Genomic DNA, 16,888 nt, shown 5'->3' on the forward strand with positions numbered 1-16,888 from the left:
AGTAGGCACGTCTCAATACGGACCGTGACTGGTTTAGCCGTTCATTGTGCCGGGTGCGACTGGCTGAATCGTTGGACGCGTGTCACTGTTAGGGCAGCGAGGCTGTTGGCGCCGCCGGACCACAACCAGGAAGCCAACCACTATCCACAAACCGGCAAGCACTGGTATAGGTGCTGTTCCAAGGGTGTCCGCTGCTGTGGCGAGGATGTTCGGGTATCCGAGCCGCGCGACCAGCCATCCCACGGCGGCAACACCTGCCAGGAAACCGGCAACAACGCGTAGCCCTCGGTAGGCACCTAACTTGGCGAAGACGATGAGTGGCGGCAGGACGAGCGCGACCACGGCGAGCTGCATGATCTCGACGCCCAGGTTGAAGCCGAGCAGCGACAGCCCTAGGCGTGTGCCGGTGAGGTCGAGTTCGCGCAGCGTTTCGGAGAATGCCAGGCCGTGTATCAGGCCGAAGAACCCGGCGACGATGGCTTCCTTACCGGCGAACAGGGGCCGTACGGCGTGAACGGCGGCGACCAGGATGCTGAAGGCGATGAGCGCCTCGACGGGTGCCGCGGCGACCGGTACGCCGAGTGTTCCCAGGGCCAGCGTCAGTGAGTGGCCCGCGGTGAACGCCAAGGTGATCCCCGCGATACGGCGCACGGCCTTCTTCGCCGGCGCGGGACCTGCCCAACCGCGGCGGACAACCAGCAGGGGTGCCGGTAGCAGCAGGGTGAGGAGGAACAGTTGGTGGTCGGTGCCTTCCTGGATGTGTTGGATGCCCAGGTTCACCATGCTGATGAACCCGTTGGCCGTGCTGGCGCCGCCCAGGTCCACGTGCAGGGACTGGACAGCGCCTGAGGCCGTGTCCAGGCGGATGGTTCCCACCTGGTACGACCCGTTGACTACGCCTCCGGGCCAGTCCGAGGCGACGCTGACCAGGACCACATGGGTCACCACTTGGTCCACCACCACGTCATAGCCCAGGTTGAACGACCGGGCGTCACTCCCGGCCGGCGGGGTGAGCGTGAAAGTGGTGCCGAGTTCCTCGTAGATGCCGGTCGTGGAGATGCTTCCCGCGTCGGTCACCCTCAGGTCGCCGACGGTGACAGACCATGCCTGACCCGCATCACTTGATGGGGCGAAGTGTGCGAGCAGGTAGCTTGTAATTTCTTGCTCGTGTGCTATCACCGCTTCGGCTTTCCCGTCGCCCAGGTCGATGCCGCTTGCATCCTCCAGGTCATCGACGGGGATCTTCACCACGGCATCGATCGCTTCCTCCCGCACATTCAGTTGCACACTGGAGGATGGCAGGACATGCGCCGAGGCCGGAGCGGCCCCGAAGGACAGGGCTGCCAGCACGATGAGCAGCGCTGCCAGGAGGGATCGTACGACGGCGGCACGCGGCTTGGGTGCGACAGCCAGGGCGGGAGCAGGCGGCATCAGGCTTTGGTTCCGCCGTAGTCGGTGGTGCGGTCGCGCCAGAGCGAGTGGGGGTGGTTGCCGGAGAGCACGATGCCGCGTTGCATGGAAAACTCAATCCACACGGACGGCCCGTCAATGCGGATGTAGTCATTCCGCTCTGTCAGTGCCGTGGTGCCGGAGTAGGCAAGGTAGGTCTCGTCGAGTTCGTTTTCGTAACGTTTGAGGATGGCCACGGCGTCGTCATCAGCGATGTCGTTGACGTATCCGGCGATCGCGGCGAGGACCAGGTTCTTTTGGTCGGCTGACAGAGTGGAGACCTGCAGGCCTTCCTTGGTGGTGGGGAAGGCCCAGTCCTGGCCTGGCCCGAGGAGGAGGTCGCTGTAGGTCTTGCTGAGGTTCGCTGTGGCCTGCTGGTCCGCGGTGAGGGCGGTGAGGGCTGCTGCGAATGCTGCTTCTTTGGCGGCCATGGGCTGGTTGGTGCTGCCGTTGTAGTCGAATGCGCCGTTGGGCTCGATGCCGCGGAAGGAGGGGGTGGCGCCGGCTAGGACGCCGTTGGTGTAGGTGTTGGCGACGGCGAGGTGGTGTCCGCCGAACTGGAACTCCCAGGTGCCGGTATCGGCCGGGGTGCCCAGGAACGCGATGTAGTAGCCGGCGCGGCCGTAATCGCTGCCGCCGCCGTTGGCGGCGAGGTAGTCGTCGGCGTTGAGGTGCTGCTGGATTTCGTCGTAGCCCAGGCCCTTGATGGTGCCTGTGGCTGCGGTGAGGAGCTTGTTGAACGCGGCGAGTTGAGTGTCGTTAAGGTCCGCCAGGTTCAGGCCGATGCGGGGCCCAGTGCCTCCGCCGCCACCGGGGCCGCCGCCCATGCCTCCGGAGAGGAGGCCCTGCGGGAGATTAGACCAGAGCTTGGCATTGGCCAGGCTGTACTCCTGCTGCAGTTGGGCCTGCAGATCGCTGCCCAACGTGGCCTGAAAATCCTGTGCCAACCGGGCCACTCCACCCGCTCCCGCCGCCGTTGTACCTGCCGTGGCGGTAGCTGTAGCACCCACGGCGCCCGTCGCCGCCGCTGTGCTTGCCGTCGCTGTACTGGACGGAGAAGCAGTGGACGAGCAGGCAGCCAGGGCGAAGAGGCCCATGACGGGCAGGCTGCCCAAGAGCGTGCGGCGGGACAATGAGGGTGCGTTTGAAGTGGTCATGCAAACCAAATTATGGACGTCCGCTGTCCGGCAACTTTCAGAAAACTGTGAACCTCCTGTGAACATCATGCACAGGATGGCTCAGAGCCAGGGAACCGTCGACACCGTTCTGTGCTTCCCCGGCGTCCCCAATGGGCTGACAGGGACCGATGCTACAGCGGCCGTTGGACGGTGAACCGGAGCGGTGCGGACACCCGAAAGTGGCCCTTCAGTTTGGGAATCGATGCATTGGCCCGGATGTGGATGCCAACGGCTGCATATGGCGTGCCTCCAGGACTGCGACGCGAATTCCGTTCCTACCTGCACGCCGCGGGCCTCGACGGCCCCGCAACGGTCGAAGCAGACATCGCCTCGGCGATGACCGCCCCCTATCATTGGCTCACCCGCCGCATCGGGCCTGACGGTCTATCCCTCACCGCTGCCGGATGGTTGCCGCCGGTCGTGGTCCGGGCGGCGATGACAGAGCTCGGGTGGGCCGTGGACTTGATCGGCAAGGTCAACCGTGAGGACCAGACCCTGCCCGTCCTTCAGCTGCGCGAAAGCGCTCAACGGCTCGGCCTGATCCGCAAAATCAAAGGCAGGCTCGTCCTCACATACGCCGCAAAGCGGCTGTTCGATGATCCCGGAGGCCTGTGGCTCTTCCTCGTCAGATCCATCGCTCACCGGCACCGCCACGACTCCGAGCGCGACGCGACGTTGTTACTCCTGCTCGAAGTCGCCGCAGGGAAACGAACCAACTGGGCCGACTACCTTGAAGCCGTCGCTTTCGGCCTCGGCGCACTCGGTTGGCGCGACCCCGCCGGAGCCGAACTCGAACCGGACACCGTCCAAGCACTTCTCCTCAACGCCCGAGAAGCCCTGCTGAACCTCGGCATCTTCGAACGCCCCTTCGGTCCCGAAACAAACACCGTCAAGGCGCCAGGGCAAGCCTTCGCCCGCGCAGCACTCCTTTCATAACCCCTGACAACCCGCAGCCTCCGACCCCGCGGCAACCCACGTCCTCGGGGACTAAGTCCTGCAAGTGAAGCAACGGTCTTGGCAGATTCCGAATGCGCCGGTTTACCGGCAGAATGCATCATGCGTTCCTGTACCAGCTGGCTGGCAGGGGAGTGGTCTCATTCCAGGTTGGCGTGGCGCAGGTACTGGTAGACGGTCTCCCTACTGATCCCGTAGTCATGGGCAAGGGTGACTTTCGGAACCCCGGTGCCGGCGCGTTGGACCAGCTCGGCGGCCCGTTCCGGCGAGAGTGTCCGCTTCCGCCCTTTGTAGGCTCCGCGCTGCTTGGCGAGGGCGATGCCTTCGCGCTGCCGTTCGCGGATAAGGGAGCGTTCGAACTCGGCGAACGCGCCCATGACCGAGAGCATGAGGTTGGCCATGGGAGAGTCCTCGCCAGTGAAGGACAGGCTCTCTTTGACGAACTCCACGCGCACACCCTTGCGGGTAAGGCCCTGAACCAGGGCCCGCAGATCGTCAAGGTTCCTGGCGAGCCGGTCCATGCTGTGCACCACCACCGTGTCCCCATCGCGGGCGAAACGTAGAAGCTCGGAGAGCTGTGGCCGGGAAATGTCCCTGCCGGAGGCCTTATCCGTAAAGTCCCGGTCAAGAATCTGGCCTTCGAGCTGGCGCTTCTCGTTCTGGTCAAGGGTGCCGACCCGCACGTACCCGATCCGCTGTCCACTCACGGTAACCTCCAACCCCTTGCCTGTGAGGTTGAGTTCCAGGCTTGTCCTACAAGGAAGTCAAGATCTGCCCGCAGGCGTTGTCAGATTGGGGTGTACACGAGCCTTACATTTTTTGGGGCTCGTTCCTGGGAACAGGAACGGCCACAGCGCCAGCATGCCGGTTTCTGAACGTAGCTGCTGCCTACCGTCCCTCATCGCCATGGGTTTCGTCCGGCAAGGCCGGGGCCCACCCCTTTCCAGAAGACTAGGGATGGGCCGATGTGAAGGAATCTAGGCTTTGCCCTCACTTGTCACGGCGATTTCAACGTCGTCGGGGCGTTCGTTGACGAAGTACATGATGATCATGCCGAGGAACGGGCCGGCAGCGAGCGTAATGAGGGCGGCCATAAAGGAGTTGTCCGTGGCGGCGAAGACGGCGCCCACCGCGAGGGGGACCAGAACGCTTCCGACCTGCCACATGGCATTTGTCATTCCGGCGGCTCCGCCGAGGACACGGCTGCTGACGAGCCGGGGAACGAGGGCCACGATGAGCGGAAGGTAGCAGTAGGCGCCGAGTCCGAGCAGCGGGGCAGCGATGAAGAAGGCGACGGCGTTGTCCAGCAGGCCGAACACGACGAGCATCACCGAGAAGCAACCGAGCACTACCATGGCCGGAACCCTGCGGGCGCCGTTGAATTTGTCGGCTACCCAGCCAATGAGGGGCTTGCCCAGGACCCCGAGGGTTGCATAGATGGCAACGATGCCGCCGGCCACTACGGGGTCTATGCCGTGCCCCTTGATCATGAGGGCATTGGACCAGGTGATGAAGCCGTAGGTTCCCCAGAAGCCGCCGAATCCTGCGAGAGCCAGAAGGAGAAGGTTCTTATTGCGTGCCAATTCGATGAGGCCCGACCGGCCTTGTGCGCTCTGGGTGGCCTTGGATACCACCGGGCCGGGCCTCAGGATGGTGTAGCAAACTGCGCCGGCGGCGATGGAAATAGCACCAAAAAGCAGATACGAGGCGTGCCAGGAGTAGTGCTGGATGAGGTAGGGGACGGCGGTGTTGGCCACCACGACCCCCAGCGACGTCGCGGAAGTGTAGATCCCCATGGCCTTGCCGAGCTCCTCGGGCCGGAACCAGCTTGAGATCAACTTGATGCCGGCGGCGTATTCGGCTCCGGCGAAGAGGCCAATGAGGGCCTGGACGGCCATGCCAATCCCCGCGGACGTGGTGGAACCGAAAAATATCATGGCGGCTCCGGCACCTACCAGGGACACGGAAATGAGGAGGCGGCCGCCGAGCCTGTCCGTAAGGAATCCGCTTCCGGCATTCGAAACGACGTATCCGATGTAGTAGAACGTGGCGAACAGGCCCAGGCTGGCCAGCGGCACGCCGAGGTCTTCGCCGACGAAGATGGATGCCGGACCCCAGGTGGAGCGGTCAACGGAGGTCATGGTGAAGGCCAACCAGCACAGCAGCAGGACCACCCAGCGGTAGCGGCTCTTGGATGGATCGACGGTGGCGTTGGAGATTCGGGCAGTGCCGAGAGTAGTCATGTGTATCCCATTCTGAAGGGGCGTCGTTGCCGCGGGACATCGCGAAACAAAATTGAGGGTGTGATGAATATAACCACCCTTAGCGAGGTAGGGCAACATTTTTGTCCGCTTGGTGATCTGTTGCGCGTAAAGCGGATAGTCTAGATGCTCAGGCCGTCCCTCAAATCGGTCACGAATTCGTTAGCCACATCTCTCAGCGCGGGAAGGAAATTTGTGGTCATGTCTCGGTCCGGAGTAGTGGCCTCGTGGACTGAGGCGCTCATGGCGGCCACCACCTCACCCCGCCGGTTTCGGAGGGGGACCGCGACGGCGCGGATGCCCGCTTCGAGTAGTTGGTCAACGTAGCTCCAACCCTGCTCCCGAACGGCCGCAAGCGTGTCGTCGAGGTCTTCAAGCCCGCTGGTTGCTGTGTCTCTACCCGCGGAATGCCTGACGCCCTTGAGTGCATCGGCGGGCAGGAGGGACAGGAGCACCTGGCCCATGGCCGTGCGTTCTGCCGGAACCCGGGTGCCCGGGCGGATATTGACGATCAGCGGACTCGGTGCACTGGCCCTGGCCACGTAACGCACATCCAAACCGTCCAGGACGCCGATGGAAACCGAGGCTCCCAGCCTCCGCGCCAGTGCCTCAAGGCGGGATTTGGCCACGTCGGCCAGCGAAAGCCCGGACAGCAAGGAGTATCCCAGTTCCAGGACCAGGGGAGTGGGGGTGTAACTCCGGCCCTGCTGTTCAAGGTAGCCAAGGGAGGCCAGGGTCAGGACGAAGCGGCGGGCCGCCGAGCGCGGAAGCCGGCACCGCTCGGACAGCTGCGCAAGGTTCATGGCCGGGTGGCTTTCATCGAAGGCGGTGAGGATGCACAGGCCCCGCTCTACCGATTGGATGACATCCGAAGGGCGCACTTCGGCGCGGCCGGGGGCTGCCGGTGGCGCCAGGACGCTGCGGGGAGATGCCCCGGAGGCCGGCCAGAGGGCTGCAGTTGTCCGTTGCGCGGCGGCCTGGAGCAGTGGAACGAAGTCGCTTTCGAGTACTTGGGCGTCCACGCGCGTGGCATGGGCGGCGATGTTCAGGGCAGCAAGGATCCGGCCTTCGGGGTCATGCAAGGGAACGGCCACTGACCGGATTCCCGGCGTCAACTCCTGGTCCGCCATGGTCCACCCACGCTGCCGCGCCTCTTCGATCCGCTCCCTAACGTAGCCCGGATCGACGCCGGGTTCCTGCTTCATCGAGGAAAGATACTCCTCGAGTTCCCCGGGAGCGAGGCCGCCTAGCAGAACACGCCCGGTGGCGGTGCTGTGCGCGGCAACGCTGGTTCCGACAGTGATGTTGGCGGTGACGATCCTGTCCGCCGCCACACGGGCAGCGTAATAGACGCGGCGCTTGTGGAGCACCGTCAGGGAAGCGGTCTCACCGACTTCCCGCACCAGTTCTTCCAGGTGCGGGTACGCGGCATCCGGGAGTGGGTTGCTGCGCAGGTAGGCATCCCCTATGGCGAGCACCCCCGGCGCCAGCCTGTAGCCCTCCGCGGACAGGCCCGCGTAGCCCAGGTACTCCAATGTCAGGGCGAACCTGCGCGCCGCGGTGCGTGTAATACCCACCAATGAGGCCAAGTCCGCCACAGAGAGGGCCTGTTCCTGCGCACTGAATGCCCGCAGGACCGACAGTCCCCGTTCCAGCGAGTCGACGTAATCGGGATCTGTGGCCGCGAGCTCTGCGGCCGCGGGCATTGATGCATTCACACTCTCGAATCTAGACCATTCGCTTATGCGGCCAGCGGGTCGCGGCGGCACCGTGCAGCTTGACCGGCGAATGAGACGCATGCAACACTCGATTGACCGTTTAGCGCGCATGTGCGCGCTCATCGGATAGAAAGCGGAATTCGACTGACAACGGGAGGCCCCCACATGCTCACTTCAGAACAGAACGTTCTACTGACCCAGACCGGCCCGGAAACACCCATGGGGCGCCTGTTCCGGCGGTACTGGTTCCCCGCCCTCCTCGCCGAGGAACTTCCCGAGGCAGACTGCCCCCCGGTGCGCGTCCAGCTTCTGGGCGAGAAGCTCATCGCCTTCCGGGACACTTCCGGCCGCCTGGGCCTGCTGGACGAGTTCTGCGCCCACCGGACCGCTTCCCTGTACTTCGGGCGCAACGAGGAAAACGGGCTCCGGTGCGCCTACCACGGATGGAAGTACGACGTCGAGGGCAACTTGACAGACATGCCGTCCGAGCCCGAGGACTCCAAGTTCAAATGCCGCATCAAGCAGAAGTCCTATCCCCTGGTTGAACGGGGCGGCGTGCTTTGGGCGTACATGGGTCCCTCGGACAAGATGCCCGAACTGCCGGAGCTTGAGTGGGCCCTGCTGGGTGACGGGCAGCGCTTCATTTCCAAGCGCCTCCAGGAAACCAACTATCTTCAGGCGATGGAGGGCGGTATCGACTCCAGCCACGTTTCCTTCGCCCACCGTTTCAACCTGGACGACGACCCCATGCACTCCGGAACGGCCGGCAACGAGTACATCAAGGCTGACACGCGTCCGAAGTTCGAAGTCGCTGAAAGTGACGGTGGCCTGCTGATCGGAGCCCGGCGCAACGCGAACGAGGAAGAGTTCTACTGGCGCATCACGCAGTGGATCATGCCGTTCTACACGATCATTCCGCCCTTCGGCACGCACAACCCTATGGGCGGGCATGCCTGGGTCCCGATCGATGACACCACGTGCTGGGCCTGGTCCTGGAACTACCACCCGACCCGCGACCTGCGCGAGGACGAACTTGAGCAGATGCGCAATGGCGATGGCATCCACGCCAAGTACATCCCCGGGACCTACCGGACCCTTGCCAACAAGGACAATGACTACCTGATGGACCGTGAGGCACAGAAGCAGAAGAAGACCTTCTCCGGCATTGAGGGCATCGCGGCGCAGGACTTCTCGCTGCAGGAAAGCATGGGCGACGTCGCGGACCGCACCAAGGAGCGGTTGGGCACCTCCGATGCCGCCATCATCCTGGCGCGGCGCCGCCTGCTCGCAGCGCTGGACTCCATGGAGGACGAGGCGCTCCCGGGCATCGACACCGCGGACCAGCGTGTCCGCTCGACGTCCATGCTGCTCCCCAAGGCCGTGCCCTTCCATGAGGGTGCACAGCAGGCCATCCAGGTACTCCCCGGAACCGACTTCGTATCCATCTAGATCCACACCCAACCAGGAGTTCCACATGAAAGACCACGGTTCCGTCCTTATGTCGCCGGGCACGGATGCCATGCTGACAGGGTCCCTTCCCGACGCGGTCAGGGCCGCTGTTTCGCTGCCTGATTCGACCACCACGGTCCAAGTGGTTGATCCAGGACTGGCCACGAGCGCCGCAGGTTGGCTCAAGGTGGAATCCTCCGCGCTGTGCGGGACGGACTTGGATCTGTACCAGCAGGGCCTGGGCCACCCCACCGTGATGGGCCACCATGTCGTCGGCGAAATCGTCTCCATCACCCCCGTCATGCAGTGGTCGTGGGACGTCGAGGTCGGCGACAGGGTGGCGCTCGAGGAATACCTCCCCTGCGGCCAGGCGTCCTGCGCCGCCTGCCGGCAGCCGGACGTCTACCGTTTCTGCCCCGACGCTGATCTGTGGGGCGGGCAGCGCCGGGTAGGAATGCTGGGACTCCATGAAGGCTCCGGCCTTCACGGCGGCAACGCCGAATATATGGAGTTGTCGGCCCGGACAGTGCTGCACAAGCTGCCCCGGGACCTCGATTCGAACCTCGCGGCCTGGACCCAGCCCTTCGCCAACGCGGTTGACTGGGTCATCAACATCGGCGGGGCCACGACCGGATCCCGCGTCGCCATCATCGGGCCCGGCTACCACGGCATCGCCGCCGTGGCAGCAGCGCGGGCCGCCGGGGCCGCCGAGATCGTGGTGCTCGGACGCAACTCGCGCACCAGCCGCGACCGTCTGGAGATTGCCGAGGCCATGGGCGCCTCCATCGTGGTAAACGACGACGCCGCATCGACCTCCGCAGCTTTGGGCGGTAACGGCGAAGCCAGCGGATTCGATGTCATCGTCGATACCGTCGGCCTGGGTGGACCAGCCCTCCAAGCCACAGAACACCTCCGGAAACTGGGACGGCTGGTCCTGGCCGGACTCGGCGATACGCCCGTGGCCGAAGTGAACCTGAAAACTCTGGTTCGGGGAGCGTCCGGGATCGTCGGCGTACGCGGGCGTTCACCCCAGGCCATCACCAGGAGCATCGAGCTCCTTGCCGCCGGAACCACCGGCCTGGAACACGTGCCCAGCGTTGAAGTCGGACTCGACGGCGTCGACGAACTCTTCCGCACCCTCCTGGACCGGTCAGGACCCAGCAGCCCGCACGTCGTCGTGCGTCCTTCGCTCTGAACAGCGACAACCCAAGCTAAGGAAAACCCATGACACACCTCACCTCGCGTGCCTATTACAAGGCACGCATCCTGCTCGTCCCTCTCGGGCCCTCAGGAGCCGCCCTCGTCTCCTCCATGTCGGACGCCGGCCTGCGGGAAGTCCGCGTCGCAGCCCCGGCAAGCCACCCGGACGGCGTGCTCGTGCACGGCATCGGCGAAGCCGCGGGCCAGTCCACCACCGAAACCGTCAGCGACCTCACGGCCAGCACGGACATGATGGTCTTCCTCGGATCCCGGCTCGAAGAAATCCCGGACGGGTTCGTTGCGGCCATGGCCACCGCAGGACGCAAGCAGGGAACCCTGCTCGCAGGCGTCCTGGTAGGCGTCGGCGGCTGGGACTCAGAATCCGGCTCGACCTCAATGACCGTCCTCCGCCGCGAACTCGACATGCTCGTCACCGTACGGAAAACAGACCTCGCACGCGACTTCATCGAAGTCCTCAAAGGCGGCACCAGCGAAGCCGTTCCCGGCAAACTCTTCCAACACCCCACCACCGGAGCCCGCAATGTCCACTGACACCTTTGACCTCGTTGTCACCGGGCTGCGCCAGGAATCCACAGGCGTAATGTCCCTCGAACTGGCCCCACCCGACGGAAGCGCCCTGCCCGAATGGCAACCCGGCGCCCACGTGGACATCGTCCTCCCCTCAGGCCTAGTACGGCAATACAGCCTGTGCTCGGACCCCGGAAACCTCCGGAAATACCGACTCGCGGTTCTGCGTGAGACAGACGGGCGCGGAGGGTCCGAGGAGCTTCACGCCGGGGCCCGGCTGGGCACCATCCTGACAGCGCGCGGCCCCCGGAACCATTTCAGCATCGAAGACGGGGCCGCCCACTACCTCCTGGTGGCCGGAGGAATCGGCATCACACCCATCCTGGCCATGGCCCGGGAACTCATGACTGCAGGCAAGAGCACCCGCCTCGTGTACTGCGGCTCCAGCCGCCAGACCATGGCGTTCGTCGACGAACTCGAAGAGATCATGGGAGCCGCCCTGGCGCTCTACCCGCGGGACGAGCGCGGCCGCGCCGACCTGCTCGCCGAAATCAAAAACGCTCCTCCGGGGACAGCCGTCTACGCCTGTGGACCGGAACGACTCCTGAGCGACCTCCAGGACGCCACCACCGCAACTCTGGGGGCAGAGGCCTTCCACGCGGAACGGTTTGCCGCCGCCACACCGGCTGGCTCCGGCGGACAAACGCCGGAGCCGGCCGCCGACACTGCGTTCGAAATTGAACTGCGGAAATCCGGCTGTACCTTGACCGTGCCCCCGGAAAAGTCCATTCTCGACGTCGTCCTCGAAGTGAACCCCTCCTTCATGTCCTCCTGCGAAGAAGGATTCTGCGGCACCTGCGAAACCAAAGTTCTCGAAGGCGAAGTCGAACACCGCGACACCATCCTCTCCGAAAAGGAGCGCGCGAAAAACGACACCATGTTCATCTGCGTCAGCCGCTCCAAACGCCCCAAGTTGGTCCTGGACGCCTAAAAGGCGGTCCGCAGCCCCGCCCGAAAGCCCCCTGGCGGCTCCCCTGCCTGATTCACTACGCCGATAATGGTGATTCCGTCAAGCCATGCCCGGTGTCAGGTTGGGGTGCCCTAATTGGAGTAAGGAGCAGCCCAGCACTGCTTGCAGAGGCCGGATTCTCATGCGTTGGACGAGTCCGTCGATAATGTCCTCAATGAAGAGCACGCCGGTGGTATTGCCGTTGGCGTCGAACACGCGGGCCACGTAGGCACCGGTGCGGCGAATGGCAGGCCGGGTCTGGTAAGGCCCCTAAGACAACGACGGAACCTCTGATTGCATACTACCCGCGGTGCAACCCTTCGCAGGGTCCTTGCACACCGCTGCTGGGAGGACCGATAGTGTGCCGCCGTCCCGCATTGGAGCGGCAAACGGCGGCACACTACCCGGACTCAGGCTGGCTTCCGTTCTGCTACAGAAGTCCCTCACAGGCCAAAGTGCCGCATCTGCTTCACGTGCAGCCTTTATGGTCCCTTCTGTTCCTCAAGATCCGATCAAGATTAAGGCAGGCACAAGGCAAAGTTCAGAGAGGATGCCAGCGGAAGCTTGATTGACGGGTGTTCCTGCTTAGCTGAAGACGGCAGGGGCGCGTGACTTGCGGCGTGCAACGTCCTACTTCGCAACAAGGGGTCTCAAACCAGCGGAAGGAGGCTCTGAAGCAGGTGACAAAAGGATTGGCTGATACACCAAGGTCGGTTCCCCAGAGCGACGCCGCCGTGGGGGATCAGGTGAATGCCCCGGCCGCACCCCGCCCGGTACCGCTCAACAAGGGACATGACCTTCTCGGGCACCTCCAGGATCGACGGGACCGTCCACTCCGGTTTAGCTCACTACGGAGGCCGGCAACGATACGGGAAGAGTCCTGCGTGCCCGCTGGGAAACTGTTCGACACCGGCTCCGGCACGAGCCAGTCGAGCAAGGAGGCCGAGTCAGGCCGGATCCGGCAGGTGACAATCTTGAATAGCTGAGAAGCCGCCCATCCCCAGCTCACGGTGAGGGCAAACAGCACAGCCTGCGTGGGGAACGTCGATAAAGCAGTAGGTAGAGGCTTATAGCGAGCACGATGACCGCTCCCGCCACAGGCCCGAACAGCAGGTTCAGAGCCAGGGCCAGCCCGATCAGCACAGGCATATGATGCCGGCTGAATTCCTGGACCACTGCCACCTCTGCTGAATTGAGTCCGGGAACGAACTGCACGCTCAGCCCCGCCGATCACTACTGCCGTGAGTACAAGCCCTGTGACAAGCCAGTGTTTCGGTGAGGGCAGCTGCTGCAGTCGTGCGGGGCCGGGGGTGGGTTGCGGGAACATGGGACCCTTTAGCAGAACCGTAGTGTTCCCTCGATTCTCCTGGCGGGCACTGAGCCTGATTACTGGCGCGAAGAGCCGCTATTCCACTTCTAATAGGCGGGCCTGAGCCGCTTTGGCTTTGGTGGTTGTCAGGCCAACGCTGAGTCCGAACCGTGGAGCCGCTGGAACGAACGGCGAGGCGCTGGTATCTGCTATGTAGCTCGCGGCTAGGCTGCCAAGGTCAACTAATGGGAGCGTCACGGTTGTCAGGCCAAACACGGCTCCGCCTCGGGTGCCGCCGATGCCGCCGACAGAGACATCGTCGGGAGTCTTGTATCCGGAGGTCCACAGGTAGGCGAGGACTCCCACTGCAATTTCATAGTTGGCGCACACGATCGCTTCCGGAAGCTGCCCCGCTGTGACGAGCTGCCCTATGGCCGCCCGCCCTGATTCCTGGCCATTCCTGTTCCACCGACGACATGTGGGAGAGCCAGAGCTTCGAACATCGCCCTCCGGTAGCCCTCCGTCCGTAGTTCTACTGCAGTCAGGCCCGGCACCTCGCCGATAAGGCAACTCTTCGATGACCAAGTGACAGCATGTACCGTGCGAGTTCGTATGACGCTTCAACATTGTCGATGATGATCTTCGTCGAGTCGAATCCACGGGGTGCAAGTGCTACAACCCGTGTTCCGGATCGGACGGCAACGTGACCTCACGGGCCAGTTCGGCTGTGCCGGTGAACCCTCGATATCGCTGCCGCAGAACAGGATGCCCGACGCTTGGTGTTCCCGCAGTACCCTGAACTTTGTTCGCTCCTGCTCTGCATCACGGTTGGCATTGGTCAGAATCGTGACGTAGCCGGACTTGGCGGCTTCGATCTCGATGCCGCGCGCGAGTTCGGCAAGTACGGGTCGAGGATGTCGCTGGCGATGACTCCGATGATCTTGCTGTGTTGTTGCTTCAGGGCCTGTGTTGCGGCGTTCGGTGTGTATACCAGGGTTTGGGTTGCCGTTCTCACGCTTGCCGTTACATCCGAGGAGACCGGATGTGCTGACCCGTTTAGGACACGGGATGCCGTGGCCACGAAGACAGCAGCTAGTTCGGCTACTTCGCGCAGTGTCGCCATCGTTCAGCTCCTTCGATGCTTTGTCGCTCCAGCCTAACTGGATGGTTCGTGTCGGTCTGCAAGGAGGTGAGGGACCGCTTTGTGCACCGGCGGTGTTCGCCCTTGCTCGTCATGCCACATCCTGGCGCGGTTCCCAGGCCGGACGGGTGAGACACGGCGTGCGCTATAGGTCGGGAGTGTTCTAGATCGGATCATCATGAATTTTGATCCTCTTTGTGGTGGTGCGGGCTGAAGAATGACGGCGTCCTTCCGCCCACACCCCTGTTGGCCCAGTCAGGCCCGGCGTGGCTACAACCGGCCTGCGCGCCGGTTCTTCGTCTGAAGGCCTTTGTGCAGGGCCTTCAGGCCTCAGCTGCTGTAGCCACGCGGCGGCGCGCTATGCACCGACGGAAACGAGAGCTTCTCGTGCCAGAGCACCAGTTTGACCGCTTCCTTTTTGCGCGCAGGCAGCCAGCTGTCACGGGACGGGTAGCAGTGACTCGTCCAGCCATTCCCGTATGCCGGGGCCGAGGTCAACGTGCTCGAGGGCGAGAGTGAATATCGCCTTGAGGTAGCTGAGTTTGTCTCCGGTGTCGAAGCGCCTTCCGCGGAAGACCACACCGTATACCCCGGAGCCCGGCCCTTCGGCGACGGCGAGGGTCTGAAGGGCATCTGTTAGCTGGATTTCACCGCCTCGTCCGGGAGGGGTTTCGGCGAGGATGTCGAAGATTCGGGGGTGGAGTACGTACCGGCCGATCACGGCGAGGTTGGAGGGGGCGGTCGATGGGTTTGGTTTCTCGACGAGGCCCTTTATACGCAAATGCTTCCCCGCTGTCTGGGTGGCGTCTGCGCAGCCGTAAGCGCTGATTTCTGATGGGTGGACCTCCATGAGCGCCACTACGGAACCACCAGTGAGCCTTTGCACGTCTGCCATCTCATTCAGGATTTCGTCCTGCTCGTCGAGCAGGTCATCGCCCAGCAGGACGGCGAAGGGTTCGTTTCCGATGTGCTTTCGTGCCTTGAGTACGGCGTGGCCCAGGCCCAGGGGATCGCCTTGGCGCAGGTAGTGGATGTCGGCCAGCATTGAGGATTTCTGGACGGCTGCCAGCTTCGAAAGATCGCCCTTGTTTGCGAGAGATTGTTCGAGGAAGGGTTCGCGGTCGAAGTGGTCTTCCAGGGCTCGCTTGTTCCGGCCGGTGATCATGACGATGTCGGTGAGGCCGGCGCGGACGGCTTCTTCGACGACGTATTGAATGGCTGGGCGGTCTATAAGGGGAAGCATTTCTTTGGGCATGGCTTTGGTGGCGGGCAGAAATCTTGTTCCCAGGCCAGCGGCGGGGATGATGGCTTTGCGCATGAGGCTTTCCTTGTCTAGGTGGTCTCGTTTTCGTAGAGGCTGTGGATCGGTCCTTTGTTTGCCCGTGTGGCCGATGCGAACAGGGGTCAATGCCCTGTAGTAGTTCCTGTGGGTCGAAAAGCGTCCAGTGCAGGTAGACCGTGGCCCCACCAGTCGAACAAGGTGAGGTTGGTGTGGGCGTTGCCGGTACGGGCGTCTGCGGGAACCCCGGGAAGCCATCCGGGCTCCCAGATGAGATACCCGGTACCATGCCCGTTGGGAACCTCGCGGAGTATTCGGTTCAGTGCCGCGAAATATGTTGCTTGGCCCTGCGGGGTGGGTGGATGCGCTGCGGCGTCGGGGAGCGCTTCGAGGGAGGTCACGACGCTCGGGGTGTTGTCGGCACTTGAGAGTGTCCAGGGGTAGGCCGTTTCAGCGATGAGGATGTCTTTGCCGTATCTGCCGGCCAGGTTGTTGAGGTTTCGTTGAAGGTCGGCGAGGGGGCCGTTCCAGAATGGATAGTAGGTCAGGCCGATGAGGTCGAAGCTGATTCCTTGCTGCTGTATGTGGTCGAAGTAGTAGGTTGAGGCTTCCTGGTCGCCGCCGGTGTCGATGTGAAGCATGATCAGGGGAGTTCCAGCTGGGTTTGCTTCCTTCGCCCCGGCGATTGCAGCCTTGACCAGGTCGGCATAGCCAGGCCAGTCTTCTCCGGTTTGTTTGTAAATTTGGCCGCTCGGCCAAAGCATTCCGTGTGTGGTCTCGTTGCCGATCTGCACGATGTCGGCTGGAGTGCCCTGCCGCGCAAATGCCGCTGTGACGTCCCGTGTATAGGTTTGGACGGTGTTGCGCAGGTCTGCACCGGTTAGTCTTTGCCATGCTGCGGGTGTTTGTTGGCTGGTCCGATCTGCCCAGGAATCGGAGTAGTGGAGGTCGAGAAGGATATGAAGGCCTGCTGCGTGGGCGCGGCGGGCCAGTGTGAGTGCGGAATCCAGGTCGCTGGTGCCTTTTGGGGGATTGACCCAGATCCTGAGGCGGGCGTAATTTGCGCCGTGCTGGGCGAGGATGGTTTCGATCGGCGCTGCCTGGCCGTTGTCGGTGAGGCTTTGGTTGTTGTTTTCCTCCTGCAGGGTAAAGGAGATGTCCGCACCTCGGATTTTCAGGGCAGCGGAAGTTGTGGGCTGGTTGAGGGTGGCCGTGGCGGCGATCAGTCCTAGAATCACCACGGATGCGGCGATCACCATGGTGTGCGTTCGCCACGGCCACCAGTTCTGTAAGGCTGAGCTCATTCGAGTCCCTTTCCCTGGGCCCGGCGTCAATGTATGATCCTGGATCTCATTTGCTCGGGCAGGGCCGGCAATGTGTTGATGACACAGTCGGGCAAGAGCGGTCTCCGGT

The 16,888-nt window shown here is 63.3% G+C and carries 13 protein-coding genes and 1 pseudogene; 5 read left to right on the forward strand and 9 right to left on the reverse strand.

What is annotated here, in order from left to right; genetic code table 11:
• Positions 1–33: 33 nt before the first annotated feature.
• Entirely contained in the window at positions 34–1,431 is a 1,398-nt protein-coding gene (locus BACI348_RS01250; protein ID WP_159823591.1) for a HupE/UreJ family protein, read from the reverse strand.
• Positions 1,431–2,606: a DUF3500 domain-containing protein gene (locus BACI348_RS01255; RefSeq protein ID WP_159823592.1), complete on the reverse strand. Its 1,176-nt coding sequence runs from the start codon at positions 2,604–2,606 to the stop codon at positions 1,431–1,433. Before BACI348_RS01255 ends, BACI348_RS01250 begins: the two co-directional genes overlap by 1 nt.
• A 243-nt stretch (positions 2,607–2,849) precedes the next feature.
• Here BACI348_RS01255 and BACI348_RS01260 point away from each other — a divergent pair, with 243 nt between their 5' ends.
• Entirely contained in the window at positions 2,850–3,563 is a 714-nt protein-coding gene (locus BACI348_RS01260) for a hypothetical protein (protein WP_201298347.1), read from the forward strand.
• A gap of 158 nt (positions 3,564–3,721) precedes the next feature.
• Here BACI348_RS01260 and BACI348_RS01265 read toward each other — a convergent pair whose 3' ends face one another.
• The 3 genes from BACI348_RS01265 to BACI348_RS01275 all read right to left on the reverse strand — a co-directional run bounded on the left by BACI348_RS01265 (position 3,722) and on the right by BACI348_RS01275 (position 7,560).
• Positions 3,722–4,288 (reverse strand): recombinase family protein, encoded by a 567-nt coding sequence (locus BACI348_RS01265; protein WP_159823593.1) that lies wholly within the window; start codon positions 4,286–4,288, stop codon positions 3,722–3,724.
• Positions 4,289–4,558: 270 nt separating this feature from the next.
• Complete coding sequence (locus BACI348_RS01270) at positions 4,559–5,824, reverse strand: MFS transporter (RefSeq protein ID WP_201298348.1); 1,266 nt, start codon at positions 5,822–5,824, stop codon at positions 4,559–4,561.
• Between the two features lie 140 nt (positions 5,825–5,964).
• The gene (locus BACI348_RS01275) at positions 5,965–7,560 is read right to left on the reverse strand and encodes an IclR family transcriptional regulator domain-containing protein (protein ID WP_159823594.1); all 1,596 of its coding nucleotides are present in this window, start codon (positions 7,558–7,560) and stop codon (positions 5,965–5,967) included.
• Between the two features lie 165 nt (positions 7,561–7,725).
• On the opposite strand from BACI348_RS01275, the gene BACI348_RS01280 reads away from it, so the two are divergent.
• Genes BACI348_RS01280 through BACI348_RS01295 form a run of 4 tightly spaced genes read left to right on the forward strand, consistent with a single transcriptional unit; the run spans position 7,726 to position 11,728 of the window.
• Positions 7,726–9,009, forward strand: coding sequence for a Rieske 2Fe-2S domain-containing protein (locus BACI348_RS01280; protein WP_159823595.1), 1,284 nt, complete (start codon positions 7,726–7,728; stop codon positions 9,007–9,009).
• 25 nt (positions 9,010–9,034) lie between these two features.
• A complete protein-coding gene (locus tag BACI348_RS01285) occupies positions 9,035–10,204 on the forward strand; it encodes a zinc-dependent alcohol dehydrogenase (RefSeq protein WP_201298349.1) in 1,170 nt (389 codons plus the stop codon).
• A gap of 29 nt (positions 10,205–10,233) precedes the next feature.
• Positions 10,234–10,761, forward strand: a complete 528-nt coding sequence (locus BACI348_RS01290; RefSeq protein WP_159823596.1) for a hypothetical protein — start codon at positions 10,234–10,236, stop codon at positions 10,759–10,761.
• Positions 10,751–11,728 carry a PDR/VanB family oxidoreductase gene (locus BACI348_RS01295; RefSeq protein WP_159823597.1) on the forward strand — a complete coding sequence of 326 codons (978 nt, stop codon included), beginning with the start codon at positions 10,751–10,753 and terminating at the stop codon, positions 11,726–11,728. The genes BACI348_RS01290 and BACI348_RS01295 overlap by 11 nt, the downstream gene beginning before the upstream one ends.
• 1,423 nt (positions 11,729–13,151) lie before the next feature.
• Here BACI348_RS01295 and BACI348_RS21040 read toward each other — a convergent pair.
• The 4 genes and pseudogenes from BACI348_RS21040 to BACI348_RS01315 all read right to left on the reverse strand — a co-directional run.
• Complete coding sequence (locus BACI348_RS21040; RefSeq protein WP_442858480.1) at positions 13,152–13,682, reverse strand: substrate-binding domain-containing protein; 531 nt, start codon at positions 13,680–13,682, stop codon at positions 13,152–13,154.
• 211 nt (positions 13,683–13,893) lie between these two features.
• Complete coding sequence (locus tag BACI348_RS21045; protein ID WP_159823599.1) at positions 13,894–14,178, reverse strand: LacI family DNA-binding transcriptional regulator; 285 nt, start codon at positions 14,176–14,178, stop codon at positions 13,894–13,896.
• 457 nt (positions 14,179–14,635) lie between these two features.
• Positions 14,636–15,514 (reverse strand): UTP--glucose-1-phosphate uridylyltransferase GalU, encoded by an 879-nt coding sequence (galU, locus tag BACI348_RS01310; RefSeq protein ID WP_159823600.1) that lies wholly within the window; start codon positions 15,512–15,514, stop codon positions 14,636–14,638.
• A gap of 128 nt (positions 15,515–15,642) precedes the next feature.
• Positions 15,643–16,779, reverse strand: a pseudogene (locus BACI348_RS01315) (glycoside hydrolase family 53 protein); the annotation flags it as partial.
• Between the last annotated feature and the right edge of the window lie 109 nt (positions 16,780–16,888).

The sequence above is a fragment of the Arthrobacter sp. 9AX genome (genome assembly GCF_902506095.1).
Lineage (GTDB): Bacteria > Actinomycetota > Actinomycetes > Actinomycetales > Micrococcaceae > Arthrobacter.